The 13,685-nt window shown below is 61.3% G+C and carries 12 protein-coding genes; 9 read left to right on the top strand and 3 right to left on the bottom strand.

Annotation, left to right across the window (positions count from 1 at the left end; genetic code table 11):
• The first annotated feature begins 48 nt into the window (after positions 1 to 48).
• The 9 genes from adh (at position 49) to CO671_RS31490 (ending at position 11,100) form a co-directional block, all read left to right on the top strand.
• Entirely contained in the window at positions 49 to 1,557 is a 1,509-nt protein-coding gene (gene adh / locus CO671_RS31530) for an aldehyde dehydrogenase (protein ID WP_097609025.1), read from the top strand.
• A 221-nt stretch (positions 1,558 to 1,778) separates the two neighbouring features.
• Positions 1,779 to 2,171 carry a DUF779 domain-containing protein gene (locus CO671_RS31525; protein WP_004677349.1) on the top strand — a complete coding sequence of 131 codons (393 nt, stop codon included), beginning with the start codon at positions 1,779 to 1,781 and terminating at the stop codon, positions 2,169 to 2,171.
• Between the two features lie 193 nt (positions 2,172 to 2,364).
• Positions 2,365 to 2,961: a DJ-1/PfpI family protein gene (locus tag CO671_RS31520; protein ID WP_097609024.1), complete on the top strand. Its 597-nt coding sequence runs from the start codon at positions 2,365 to 2,367 to the stop codon at positions 2,959 to 2,961.
• A gap of 24 nt (positions 2,962 to 2,985) precedes the next feature.
• Entirely contained in the window at positions 2,986 to 3,336 is a 351-nt protein-coding gene (locus tag CO671_RS31515) for a ribbon-helix-helix domain-containing protein (RefSeq protein ID WP_097609023.1), read from the top strand.
• 174 nt (positions 3,337 to 3,510) lie between these two features.
• Positions 3,511 to 4,218, top strand: a complete 708-nt coding sequence (locus CO671_RS31510; protein WP_010030582.1) for an SDR family NAD(P)-dependent oxidoreductase — start codon at positions 3,511 to 3,513, stop codon at positions 4,216 to 4,218.
• Positions 4,219 to 4,366: 148 nt separating this feature from the next.
• Positions 4,367 to 5,497, top strand: a complete 1,131-nt coding sequence (locus CO671_RS31505) for a calcium:proton antiporter (RefSeq protein WP_097609035.1) — start codon at positions 4,367 to 4,369, stop codon at positions 5,495 to 5,497.
• Between the two features lie 131 nt (positions 5,498 to 5,628).
• Positions 5,629 to 6,393, top strand: coding sequence for a DUF4239 domain-containing protein (locus CO671_RS31500; RefSeq protein ID WP_170965078.1), 765 nt, complete (start codon positions 5,629 to 5,631; stop codon positions 6,391 to 6,393).
• 288 nt (positions 6,394 to 6,681) lie between these two features.
• Positions 6,682 to 7,875 (top strand): efflux RND transporter periplasmic adaptor subunit, encoded by a 1,194-nt coding sequence (locus CO671_RS31495; protein WP_097609021.1) that lies wholly within the window; start codon positions 6,682 to 6,684, stop codon positions 7,873 to 7,875.
• A gap of 42 nt (positions 7,876 to 7,917) precedes the next feature.
• Positions 7,918 to 11,100, top strand: coding sequence for a multidrug efflux RND transporter permease subunit (locus CO671_RS31490; RefSeq protein WP_097609020.1), 3,183 nt, complete (start codon positions 7,918 to 7,920; stop codon positions 11,098 to 11,100).
• A 14-nt stretch (positions 11,101 to 11,114) separates the two neighbouring features.
• Here the strand turns inward: CO671_RS31490 and CO671_RS31485 are convergent, their stop codons facing one another.
• From CO671_RS31485 to CO671_RS31475, 3 genes are all read right to left on the bottom strand, one after another.
• Positions 11,115 to 11,444 carry a hypothetical protein gene (locus tag CO671_RS31485; protein ID WP_037141560.1) on the bottom strand — a complete coding sequence of 110 codons (330 nt, stop codon included), beginning with the start codon at positions 11,442 to 11,444 and terminating at the stop codon, positions 11,115 to 11,117.
• The gene (locus CO671_RS31480) at positions 11,441 to 12,229 is read right to left on the bottom strand and encodes a DUF2092 domain-containing protein (RefSeq protein ID WP_097609019.1); all 789 of its coding nucleotides are present in this window, start codon (positions 12,227 to 12,229) and stop codon (positions 11,441 to 11,443) included. Before CO671_RS31480 ends, CO671_RS31485 begins: the two co-directional genes overlap by 4 nt.
• A gap of 206 nt (positions 12,230 to 12,435) precedes the next feature.
• Positions 12,436 to 13,230: a hypothetical protein gene (locus tag CO671_RS31475; RefSeq protein ID WP_097609018.1), complete on the bottom strand. Its 795-nt coding sequence runs from the start codon at positions 13,228 to 13,230 to the stop codon at positions 12,436 to 12,438.
• Positions 13,231 to 13,685: the final 455 nt, after the last annotated feature.

Raw genomic sequence — 13,685 nt, 5'->3', positions numbered from 1 at the left:
TCCCTCCACTGGTTCACTTGGGAACCTGGCTCATCTTGGGAGGATGACATGCTTCATCAGAAAATCGTCGAGTCGCCGTTCAAGCTGAAATACGGCAACTATATCGGCGGCGAATGGCGCGAGCCGGTCGAAGGCAAGTATTTCGAAAACCTGACGCCCGTCACCGGCGGCAAGCTCTGCGACATTCCCCGTTCCGATGAAAAGGACATCAATCTCGCACTCGACGCCGCCCATGCGGCCAAGGAAAAATGGGGCCGCACCTCCGCTGCCGAACGCTCCAACATCCTCATGAAGATCGCCGAGCGGATGGAAGACAAGCTGGAATTGCTCGCCCAGGCCGAGACCTGGGACAATGGCAAACCGATCCGCGAGACCATGGCGGCCGACATTCCGCTGGCGATCGACCACTTCCGCTATTTCGCCTCCTGCATCCGCGCCCAGGAAGGCTCGATCGGCGAGATTGATCACGATACGATCGCCTATCACTTCCACGAGCCGCTTGGCGTCGTCGGCCAGATCATTCCCTGGAACTTCCCGATCCTGATGGCCACCTGGAAGCTCGCTCCCGCGCTTGCCGCCGGCAACTGCGTCGTCTTGAAACCTGCCGAGCAGACGCCGGCCTCGATCCTGCTCTGGGCCGAACTGGTCGGCGATCTGCTGCCGCCCGGCGTGCTCAACATCGTCAACGGTTTCGGCATCGAGGCCGGCAAGCCGCTGGCGACCAGCCCCCGCATCGCCAAGATCGCCTTCACCGGCGAGACGACGACTGGCCGGCTGATCATGCAATATGCCAGCCAGAACCTCATTCCGGTGACCCTGGAACTCGGCGGCAAATCGCCGAATATCTTCTTTGCCGATGTGATGGCCGAAGATGACGATTTCCTCGACAAGGCGCTCGAAGGTTTCGCGATGTTTGCCCTCAACCAGGGCGAAGTCTGCACCTGCCCGAGCCGCGCGCTCGTCCAGGAATCGATCTATGACCGCTTCATGGAAAAGGCGGTCAAACGTGTCGAAGCGATCAAGCAGGGCAACCCGCTCGATTCCGCCACCATGATCGGCGCCCAGGCCTCGAGCGAGCAGCTCGAAAAGATCCTCGCCTATCTCGACATCGGCAAGCAGGAGGGGGCTGAGGTCCTGGCTGGCGGCTCCCGCAACGATCTCGGCGGCGATCTGGCGAACGGCTATTATGTCAAGCCGACGATCTTCAAGGGTCATAACAAGATGCGCATCTTCCAGGAGGAGATCTTCGGGCCGGTGGTCTCGGTCACGACCTTCAAGACCGAGAAGGAAGCGCTCGAAATCGCCAACGACACGCTCTACGGCCTCGGTGCCGGTGTCTGGAGCCGCGACGCCAATCGCTGCTATCGGTTCGGCCGCGAGATCCAGGCCGGCCGCGTCTGGACCAATTGCTACCACGCCTATCCCGCCCATGCCGCCTTCGGCGGCTACAAGCAATCGGGCATCGGCCGCGAAACCCACAAGATGATGCTCGAGCACTACCAGCAGACCAAGAACATGCTGGTGAGCTACAGCCCGAAGGCGCTCGGTTTCTTCTGAGAACTTTCGTGTGGTGGGAGGGAGTGTCAAAAACCTCCCCAACCCTCCCCACAAGGGGGAGGGGCTTAACGTGCGGCGCTCGCCGTACTCGCTCTCGGCCGCAGCATATTGTGCATCCGGCTTGTTGTTTTGCGAGGCGGTGCCACAGCTTAGCCCCTCCCCCTTGTGTGGAGGGGTTGGGGAGGGGACTTTTTCCTCCCGAAACGTTTGGAGGAAGACCGATGGAAACGACCGTCAACGGTGAACCGCGTGTTCTCGCAACCGACGCAGCCCTTGATCTGATCGCTGAGATCAAGCGCGATCATCCCGATATCCTCTTCCACCAGTCCGGCGGCTGCTGCGACGGCTCCTCGCCGATGTGTTACCCCGCCAATGAATTCATGGTCGGCGACAGCGACGTCAAGCTCGGCGAGATCGGCGGCGTCCCGGTCTATATCAGTGCCAGCCAGTTCGAGGCGTGGAAACACACACAGCTGATCATCGATGTCGTGCCGGGTCGCGGCGGCATGTTCTCGCTCGACAACGGCCGCGAGAAACGTTTCCTCACCCGTTCGCGCCTTTTCGGCGGCGGCGAGGCCTGCGCCGTCCCGGATGCTACGGTCAGAACAGTCTGATGCATGCCGCTAGAGCATGATGCCGAAAAGTGTGAGCGGTTTTCGGGCGACATCATGCTCTAACTCTTTAATTTACAGGCGGTCTGGCGCGCAACATGCTTCCCACTGAGAATTTCGCCTGTAGTATTCCCATAGTACCTTCTGTCCGACGGTCTTTGTTAATCTTCGTCGGTTGGTTTCAAAGGAGGATACGATGCCAGCTTCAAAGATCCTGATGATAACAGGTGATTTCACCGAAGATTATGAAACGATGGTGCCGTTCCAGACGCTGCTCGCCTGCGGCTATACGGTCGATGCCGTCTGCCCCGGCAAGAAGGCGGGTGAGAGCGTCGCCACCGCCATCCATGATTTCGAGGGCGACCAGACCTATTCCGAAAAGCGCGGCCATAATTTCGCGTTGAACGCCACTTTCGACAGCGTGCGGGCAGAGGATTACGATGCCCTCGTCATCCCCGGCGGCCGCGCGCCCGAATATCTTCGCCTCAATGCCGACGTCATCAACACGGTCCGGCACTTCTTCGATGCCGGAAAACCTGTTGCAGCCATCTGCCACGGTGCGCAGTTGCTTGCCGCTGCCGGCGTATTGAAAGGCCGCACCTGCTCGGCCTATCCTGCCTGCCGGCCGGAAGTCGAACTGGCCGGCGGCGTTTATGCCGATATTGCGATCACCGACGCGGTCTCGGACGGCAATCTGGTCACGGCGCCGGCCTGGCCGGCGCATCCCTCCTGGCTGCGCCAGTTCATGGCAGTGCTCGACGCCGCGTCGATGCCTGAAACCAACGCCGCCTGACAAGGGCGGCACCGGGAGGAAGACATGTGTGAACTCTTCATCAAAGCGGATGCGCTGCTATGGGAAAGCACCACCCGGTCGCTGCGCATCGACGGCATGGTCACCAGCGTCAGGCTGGAGAACTTCTTCTGGTCGAAGCTCGAGGAAATTGCCCGGCGCGACGGCATGAACGTCGTGCAGCTGATCACCCGTCTGCATCATGAGTCGATCGACGCCGGTCACGATCTCGGAAATTTCACATCCTTCCTGCGCGTCTGCTGCGCCCGTTATCTCGACCTGCAGCTCACCGGGGATATCCCCGCCGATGTCAGCCGCCCGATCTCCGAGCTGGATGCGCCGGTCATCCTCGGCCGCGAACGGGAAAAATATCACTGAAGCCTGGCCCGGCGAACCGCCGATGACGCGGGCAGAGCTCTCCACGGGGAACTCTGCCGACAATCCTGAGATACCTGACTGTGGCGCAGCTGCACGGGGGTTGCGTTACGGCGCAGCCTGGATCAACAATGCGCGGCATCATCCAGCACCGGCACCGTCAGGAGATCGATTGCCATGAACGAGCAGAAAGCCGTGATCGTCACGGGAGCCGGCGGCAACCTTGGCAGCGCCGTTGTCCGCGAGCTTGCCGCAGGCGGCGCCAAGCTCGTCTGCATGAACCGGTCGAGCCAGGAATTGGAAGCCTTGGCCGGCGAGCTTCCCGCCTCCACCGAGTTCCTGTCGATCGCCGGAACGGAACTCACCGATTACGCGTCCTGCGCCGCCGCTGTCGCCCGCGCCGTCAAGCGCTTCGGCGGGGTCAGCGCCCTGGTCAATACGGTCGGCGGCTTCCAGATGGGACCGGTCGGGCCGGATGCGCCTGTCCAGTGGGACACGATGATGACCGCCAACGCCCGCACTGCGCTGACGATCAGCGCTGCGGTTCTCCCGACCATGAAGACAGCAGGCTATGGCCGCATCATTCACATCGCCGCCGCCCCCGGCCTGAAGGCCGGAGCCAATCAGGCGGCCTACGCCGCTTCGAAAGCCGCCGTCATCCGGCTGACCGAGGCAATCGCTGCGGAAAACCGCGATCACCGCATCACCGCCAACTGCATTCTGCCCGGGACGATCGACACGCCTGAAAATCGCGCCGCCATGCCCAATGCGAAGACGGACGGCTGGGTATCGCCGCAATCGATCGCCCGCCTCATCGCCTTCCTGATTTCACCGGCCGCAGCTGTCGTTACCGGCGCGGCGATCCCGGCAACCGGACGCGAATAAAGCAAGGCCTTACCTGTCTCATGGCGCCATCTGGCGTGCGGCATGGTCCTTTTGTATTCTCGGGCAGCAGACCGGGCTTTGAGAGCGGGCAGGACACGATGGTGTTGATGATCGCATTGCGGCAGCATGCGGAATGGCGGTGGTTTCGATGACTGACAGGCCCGCATTGCGCACCGCCGCCGCCATCGGCCTGCGCGAGGAATGGTTCCTCGGCGTCAGCATCGCAACCAGCCTGATATTCCTCGCTTTTCCAGAGCAGCTCTTTCGCCGGCTTTCCGATCCGCTTTGGTTCGCTGTCGTTTTCGGCTGGCTGTTTGCCGTCGTTCTCGGCTCCGCCTTGTCTGTCGTGCGGCATGCTGATCATCTGGCCGAACGGCTGCGGGAGCCTTACGGCACGCTCATTCTGACGCTCGCCATCACCTCGATCGAAGTCATGGCAATCTCCGCCGTCATGATTCACGGTGAAAACAACCCGACACTTGCGCGCGATACCCTGTTTGCTGTCGTCATGATCATCTTGAACGGCATGGTCGGCCTGTCATTGCTGCTCGGCGCGTGGCGGCGGCCGGAACAACAGCATAATCTGCAGGGCGCCAACGCCTATCTCGGCGTCATCGTGCCGCTGGCAACGCTGAGCCTCGTCATGCCGACATTTCTGGCCGGCCCGGACGGCCAGCATCCGTCGGCGACGCGGCAATTGATATTGGGCATCGTCTCGGTCGGCCTTTACGCCACATTCCTGTTTCTGCAGGCCGGCCGCCATCAGGATTATTTCACCACCGACCGCAACCGCCATGGGCATCCCGGCGAACACGCCATGCCACGTGGCCCGCTCTGGCCCCATGCCGTTCTGCTCTTCGCCTACATGGGTCCCGTCGTCTTTCTCGTCGAACAGCTTGCGCGGCCGATCGACTACATCATCGAAACCCTGCATGCGCCGGCCGCATTCGGCGGCGTTGTCATGGCCATCCTTGTCGCAACGCCCGAGGCGATCAGCGCCGTGCGCGCATCCATCGCCGACAATCTCCAGCGCTCCGTCAATATCTTTCTGGGTTCGGTCCTGTCGACGATCGGGCTGACGGTGCCGGCGATGCTCGTCGTCAGTCGCCTTTACGGGCACCCGGTCACCCTGGGCCTGGAACACAGCGATCTGGTGATGCTCGTACTCACCCTGGCCGTCAGCATCATTACCTTTGCCAGCGGCCGCACCCATTTGATGCAGGGCGCCGTCCACCTGGTGCTTTTTCTGGCTTACGTGCTGCTCATCTTCCAGCAATGACCTCCGCGCAAGAATAGCAAAGTAAAGATCTCCACGCTCGGTTGGTCTTCCGCTATGATGACGACCGCCATTGTACAGCTTGCAAGCATCGCGGCGCCTGCCGGGTGACCGTGACGATACGGAGACGGGACGTGAGCTCACTGTTGCTTGGCGGGCTGGTATTTGTTTTTCTGTCGGCGGCGACATCGATAGGAATGATGGTGCGCGGCCGCTTGCCGGATCATCATCTCAGCTCGGAATCCAAGGACGTCATCAGGCTCGCGACCGCGGTCGTAGGGACGTTGTCGGCCTTGGCGCTGGGGCTGTTGATTGCTTCCGCCAAATCGACCTACGACAACGCCGAAGTGGAGATGAGAACGGCGGCGGCTCGGGTCCTGCTGCTGGACCGCGTCATGGCGCAATACGGCCCGGAAACCGGCGATGCCCGTCGGCTGCTGCGCCAACTCATCGAAAGACGGCTGAGCCGCGGCTGGACTGCCGCAACCACCGACGAGGCATCCGGCAAGGCGCCGGGAGAATATCAGGATATAGAGGCCGTTCAGGGCGATCTTCGATCCTTATCGCCGAAGGATGCCATGCAGCACTCTCTCCAGACCCGCGCCCTCGATGTCAGCGGCATGGTGGCGGAAACCCACTGGCTGCTGGTCGAATCCGGCAGCGAAGGCTTGCCCTGGGCCTTCCTCGCCGTTCTCGTCTGTTGGCTCTCTCTGCTTTTTGCGACCTTCGGGCTGCAGGCACCGCCCAACCCGACGGTGCTGTCCATTCTCTTTGTCTGTGCGCTTTCCGTCGCCGGCGCGGTCTTCCTGATCTCGGATATGGCCAATCCATATATCGGGCTCGTGCGTGTCTCCGATGCACCCTTGCAGTCCGCCATCGAGCGGCTTGGAAAACCGTAACTGCGTCACGAACCCTCCTGCCCGGCTCTTTTGGCATCAACCCAGTTCAATTGTGCACGAAGGGCTATTGCAATTTTTAGCAATGCCGCGACATAATATCGCATGCCTTGAACCTTCGGCAGGCCATTGGGGGCAGCCGTCGAGGCACGCATGAAGACGACAGCGCCGCGCGTCTTTCAGACCCGCAAAGGACGCTGTCGCCGTTTGAATTGCTGCATAAGTTATCCCTAGATCGATTCCGATTTCAGGAATTATGCGGTGGGCTCTTGACATGTCGAGGCGGCGGCAATGCGTGGGAGATTGCAACAGGGTCTGCGACTTTTTGTGACATTTGCCGGCATGGCTCTTCTCGCCGGCTGCGAGGAGAGCGGCAACAGCTATGTTCCGCCTCCCCCGCCTGTGATTCGGGTCGCCCAGCCGGTCCAGCAGCCGGTGACGCTCTATTTCGAACTCACCGGCAATACCGCGCCGCTCAATGCCGTCGATATCGAGGCGCGCGTTCAGGGCTATATCCAATCCATCGACTACCAGGACGGCATGATGGTGAAGAAGGGCACCAAGCTTTTCGGCATCGAGCGCGATACCTACCAGGCGCAACTGGATCAGGCGAAGGCATCGCTCGCCTCGCAGCAAGCCTCCCAGGTCGGCGCAAAGCAGGAATATGACCGGCAGCTCAATCTCATGAAGCAACAGGTCACCACCCAGACCGCGGTCGACAGCGCCAAGGCCACACTCGACGAGGCGAATGCCGCCATCCTCAACGCCCAGGCCAATGTCGAACTCGCGACGATCAACCTCGGCTATACGGAGGTGCTCGCTCCTTTCGACGGCATTGTCACGGATCACCTCGTCGATATCGGCACGCTGGTCGGCGTGTCCGGCCCCACCAAACTTGCGAGCATCGTCCAGACCGATCCGCTTTATGCCTATTTCAACGTCAGCGAAACGCAGGTGCTGATGATCAAGGAAACGCTGGCAAAGCAGGGGCGCACCTTCAGGCAGACGGATCTTCCGAGCATACCGGCGGAGATCGGCTTGCAGACGGAGGAAGGCTATCCGCACAAGGGGCATCTCGACTACGTATCCCCCCAGCTCGACGCCTCGACGGGCACCCTTCAGGTGCGCGCCTTGTTCGACAACAAGGACCACGCCATGCTGCCGGGCCTTTTCGTCAGGGTGCGCGTGCCGGTCGGCCACAACGACAAGGCCCTTCTGGTACGCGACGACGCGATCGGAACGAACCAGCTCGGCAGCTACGTGCTCGTTCTCGGCAAGGACGACATCGTCGAGCAGAAGCCGATCAAGACGGGCCAGCGAGAGGGCCCGCTCCGCGTCATAGCGTCCGGTCTCGACCCGGCGGACCTCGTTGTCATTCAAGGTATCCAGCAGGCAATCCCGGGCAGCAAGGTCGCGCCCGAGAAAATGGACATGAACCCGGCGGCGGCCGCCGCCGGTGCCAAGGCCAACACCACCACGCAGTGAACTCACCACCGTGCTTCATCTGAACGTCCAAAGGACAACAGCATGATCTCGCGTTTCTTCATCGAGCGACCGGTGCTCTCCAACGTCCTGGCATTGGTCTTCGTGCTGGTCGGCGCGGTCGCCCTCTTCCAACTGCCCGTGGCGCAATATCCGAACGTCGTCCCGCCGACGGTGCAGGTGACGACCCGTTTTCCCGGCGCCAGCGCCCAGACCCTCGTCGACACCGTGGCGCTGCCGATCGAGCAGCAGGTCAACGGCGTGCAGGACATGCTCTACATGCAGTCGACGAGCGCCAGCGACGGCACCTATTCCCTGACCGTCACCTTCGCCATCGGAACGGATCCTGATCAGGCGCAGGTTCTGGTCCAGAACCGCGTCGCGATCGCGATGTCGTCGCTTCCGGAAGCTGTCCAGCTTCAGGGCGTGACGACGCAGAAGAAATCGACGGCGATCCTCGGTTTCGTCAGCCTGACTTCGCCCGACAGCCGCTATGACAGCCTGTTCCTGTCGAACTACGCCGTCATCAACCTTCAGAACGAGCTCTCCCGTCTGCCGGGTGTCGGCAACGTCACCGTGTTCGGCGCCGGCCAATATGCCATGCGAATCTGGATGGATCCGAACCTGCTGCAGGCGCGCGGTCTGACCCCGCAAGATGTCGTCAGCGTCGTGCAGCAGCAGAGCCAGGAGGTCGCCGCCGGCCAGATCGGCATCCCGCCGGTGCCAAAAGGGCAGCTTTTCCAATACACCCTGAACGTCAACGGCCGGCTGAACGAGGCAGCTGACTACGAGAACATCGTCGTCAAGGTCGAAAGCGGACAGGGCGGCCGCATTACCCGCGTGCGCGATATCGGTCGTGTCGAACTCGGCGCGCAGACTTACAGCCAATCCTTCATGCAGAACGGCCGGCCGGCGGCGGGCATCGGCATTTTCCAATTGCCGGAGGCGAACGCCATTGCGGTGGCACAGACGGTGCGCTCGAAGATGGAAGAGCTCTCAAAGAGCTTCCCGCCCGGCCTCGAATATGACGTGCCGTTTGACACGACGAAATTCGTCGAAGCCTCCATCGACGAAGTTTACGTCACCCTGATCGAGGCGGGTGTGCTCGTTCTCATCGTCATTCTCATTTTCCTGCAGGATTGGCGAGCGATGCTCGTGCCCGCGACGACCGTTCCGGTCACCATCATTGGCGCCTTCGCGGCCATGGCGGCATTAGGTTTCACGGTCAATCTCTCGACGCTCTTTGCCATCGTTCTCGCCATCGGGATCGTCGTCGACGATGCCATCGTTATCGTCGAAGGCGTCGCCCGGCACATCGAGGCGGGCATGTCCGGCCGAAAGGCGGCCGAGAAGGCGATGGAGGAGCTGCTTGGCCCGGTCATCGGCATCACGCTGGTGCTGATGGCCGTTTTCATTCCCGCCGCTTTCCTGCCCGGCCTGACCGGGCAACTCTATCGGCAGTTCGCGCTCGTCATCGCCGCGACCGCGCTGATCAGCGCCATCAACGCCGTCACGCTCAAACCGACGCAATGTGCCCTCTGGTTGCGCGCGCCGGTACCGCTCGAAAAACGCAACATCTTCTATCGCGGCTTCAACAGGGGCTACGATTGGGGTGAACGCCGCTATGCCGGATTGATCGGATCGATGACCCGCCGCAGCGGCATCATCGCCATCGCAGCGCTCGTGCTGATCGGGGTCGCCGTCTGGGGCCTCACCCGCCTGCCGACGGCCTTCCTGCCCTTGGAGGATCAAGGCTATGTGCTGATCAGCGCGCAGCTGCCCGATGGCGCCTCGAAGGAGCGGACCGACGCCGTCATGGAGGAGGTCGGCAAGATCGCCGAAGCCGCGCCCGGCGTCGATCAGGTGCTGACCATCAGCGGCATTTCCGTCCTCGACAACAATGCCAGCCTGCAGAATGCCGGCGTCGCCTATGTCGTTCTCAAGGATTGGGACGAGCGCGGCAAAGAGAAAGGACAGGACCTGCTGTCGATCTATCAGCATTTGAACGACGCCCTGCAGCATGTGCTAACGGCCAAGACGCTGGTGGTCGTGCCACCGCCGATCCAGGGCGTCGGCAATGCCAACGGCTTTACCATGCAGGTCGAGCTCCGCAACGGCGTATCCGACTATCCGCTGCTGCAATCGCTTGCCGACACGATCGTCAAGAACGGAAATGCCCAATCATCGTTGCAGAGGCTGAGCACGCCTTTTCGCTCGAATGTGCCGCAGCTTGCAGTCTCCGTCGATCGCGTCAAGGCGGAGACGCTGGGCATTACCGTGGGCCAAGTCTTCTCCGCTCTATCAGGCTATGTCGGATCGAGCTATGTCACCCAGTTCAACAAATTCGGCCGCACCTTCCAGGTCTATGCGCAGGCCGCATCCGATTTCCGCGTCAGCCCCGACGATATCCGCAATTTGAAGGTCAAGGCCGGCGACGGGACGATGGTGCCGCTCGGCACGGTCGTCGATGTCACCACGACGCAAGGTCCCTCGCTGATCAGCCTCTACAATCTCTATCCCACCGCCACCATCGTGGGTGGACCGGCCGCCGGTTTCAGCTCCGGCCAGTCGCTCGAGGTCATGGAGCAGATCGCCGATCATACATTGCCGACGGGAACCGGTTTCGAATGGACGGCGCTCTCCTATCAGGAGAAGGCCGTCGGCGGGCAGATCTACTTCATCTTCGCGCTCGCCATGCTGCTCGTCTATTTCGTGCTCGCCGGCCAGTATGAAAGCTGGATCCTGCCGCTGGCGGTCATATCAGCCGTGCCGCTCGCCCTGCTCGGCACGGTGGCAGCCCTCACTGCGGCGGGCGTCGCCAACAATCTCTATACGCAGATCGGCCTTATCCTGCTGATCGCGCTCGCCGCCAAGAATGCCATCCTCATTGTCGAATATGCTCGGGAAAAACGGGCGGAAGGCATGGAAATCCTGGACGCGGCCGTCGAGGCCGCCCGCCTGCGTTTCCGGCCGATCCTGATGACGTCCTTCGCCTTTATCCTCGGTGTCCTGCCGCTGGTGCTGGCGACCGGCGCCGGCGCATCGGCCCGCAAGTCGATCGGCATATCTGTTTTCAGCGGCATGATCGCCTCGACCTGCCTGGCCATCCTCTTCGTTCCGTCCTTCTACGTGCTGCTACAGCGCCTTGAGGAGCGCTGGAAGCGGCGCGGCGCGACCGTAAGCACGGCCGCGAGCGCGGCGGAAGCGGAGATGTCGAACGTCCGGTAAGGCGATTGCAGCAATTATTGCACGATCACCTGCACATAGACGTTGCCGCTCTTGGCGTAATAATAACCGCCGCATCGATAATAATAGCCGCCGTAATAGGGACCATAGCGGCAGCCTGCCGGAAGCACGGCGATGGTCGTCGTCGTGCGTGTGACGACCCGCCGTGTCGTCCGGCGGGCCACGCCCGCATAAGAGAGCGGCGTCAGCGGCCTGCCGATGACGGCGCCCGCCGGCGTGGCAAAGCCGATCGACAATGGCACGGATACCTGCTCCTCGATGTGAAAGCCGGTGAATGTCAGGACGCCGGCCAGGCCGAGGGCGAAGAACAGCTTCCTATAGGTCATTTTACCTCTCCCATACTGGCAGCCTCAGGCAGCTCATCAAGCGATTGCAACTCACTCAGATCGACCGTCTTTGCGCTGGCTGGAACCTCGATCGTGTAGGAAACGGCCGCGACATCCGCTCCGCTTTTGAAGTCGCTGATTTCGAGCGTGTATTGCGGCGCCTGGACGACGTGCTTGCTGATGATGACGTAACGGCGGGGTATCGGTTGCGGGCCGCTCTGTATCCAGATTTGCCAGTCGATCTCGGGCGTTCGAAAGGCCAGATACTCGCATTCGACCCCATTCACGAAAGCGCTGGAAATATGCTTGGACTCCGTCACATCCGACATAAGCACGTCATAGACGTTGGAGGAGAGAAGATCGGCGCCCGGCGCTTCGACGCCTGCGGTCATCAGCCTGTCGATCAGCTCATCGAGCGAACCCTTGCCATCGATCTTGGCATAGGCGTCGAGGTTCTTGCCGTGAACCGTCAGCGACGAACCGTCGAAACTCACGTCGAGGTCGGCAAAGCCGCCGGTCCTCGTGACCCGCAGCTTGTCGGGGCGGGTCAGATTGGCCGTCCCGGAGCTGACGAACTGGAGTTTCTCGAAGGCGGGCGTCACCGCTTCGAGCGACGATTGATAGGTGAAGGAGATCGTCTTCTGCGCCGTCAGAAAATCGGACATTGTCTTCAGAAGAGCCTTGGCATCGTCGGCCCAGGCGCTCGTCGGCGGTGCGAGGCTGACGGCAAGCAAGGCATAGAGGAGGATCCGCTTCAATCGCGGGAAAGGGAAAGTCGATGACATGGCAATGCCTTTCGTTCGTGTCGTCATTGATTTCATCGAATGGCAGATGACAGCTGCCGGATATTCCGCCAGCCGGACAGGAAATCTGAGAGATGTAATGCATGCCGGCGAGCAAAGGGTGCTTGTCCCCGCCTCTGCGGGATCGCGCACCGAATTTCTGCCTGGTGCGCGACGACCTCTTTCTGAGAGCAAGTTTCGAACGGGCGCTACAATCCCGAGGTCAGCACGCGATGGCAGGCAGGCGATACGCGCTGCAGATTGTCGCGCAGACACGTGATGCCCCGCCCTCCGCCTAAAGGCACCATGCGGCACAAGGCCCGGAAGTCCGCTCCGCAGGTTTCCCGCAGGATCATCACTTCCTCACGCGGGGAGAAGGCTGGCATCATTGCCGGAGGGGCGGGCGTGATCGCGCCGGTGGCGGCCGCATCGCTGGCGGCCGCTCCGCCTGATCCCCCCAAAGCCGCAACGGCTTGCTGACATGGCGCCGATAGAGCGGCATTATGCTGTTGCAGACAGCTGAGGGCCGCCGCCCCGCCCGGCGTCACCCCGGAACATTGCGCCATGAAATCGCGCTGGCAGGCCGATTTGACCGCATTGCGCTGCGCCTGCGTCGGCTGATGTGAAGGGGTGCCGGTCGCAGGCGCCGGGGTCGCCGTCGCGGTGTTTGCAGGTGCCGCCGGTGTAGGTTCCGCAGATGTCGACTTGGGTTTGACGTTCACCGCCGAAACCGCCTTCCGGCAGCCTTCCGAAAGCGCAGCGCTATGTTGCTGCAGGCAGGTCAGCGCCTCGATACCGCCCGGCGTCACTCCGGAGCATTTCGCGATGAAATCGGAGCGGCACTCCGCCCTGATCGCCTCGCGCTGCTCTTCGGTCGGCGCTTGCGCGGATGCAATCCCGGCAAAGAACACCATCGCGCAGAACGCAGCCGACGCGGAGATTGCCGATTGATAAGGATGCCTCCCATATGGAGACGTCGCTAGAGAAGATCCCCATTTTCGCATGATTCCCCCCTGTAAATCTCTGATCTACTTCATGAAATCGAACTGCTCTCTGAACAGGATAATAGGCGCCGCCGAATGGACGGACGTTACTTGCTGCTATGGAAATATATGATGCGCCTGAACTAGGTATATTAGAATATTATCTTCTTAGCAACTATTTCGTCGTCGCTCGAAAATCGATGACAACTTGCAGGGATATTATTTCGGCGATCCAGAAACGACAAAAGCCCGCCGGATTGGCGGGCTTTTTGAGTATTGTGTGTTGAAGAGTTTGGTTTCGGGGGCAGGATTTGAACCGTTCGGATCTTAAAACAGTCCACTGGACTGTTTTATCGGGCTTAGCCCGACCGACCGCTCACCCTTCAGGTTATGGTGAGCTTCAGCGAACGACGAGCTACCATCGCCAGCGAAGATGAAGTCTTCGCGCCAGCGATAACTGGTCTCGGTGTTCCTGG

The organism is Rhizobium sp. M10 (assembly GCF_002531955.1).
In the GTDB taxonomy this organism is placed as follows: Bacteria; Pseudomonadota; Alphaproteobacteria; order Rhizobiales; family Rhizobiaceae; genus Rhizobium; species Rhizobium etli_C.
Note: the sequence above shows the minus strand (reverse complement) of the source record. Positions and strands in the feature narration are given on the sequence as shown.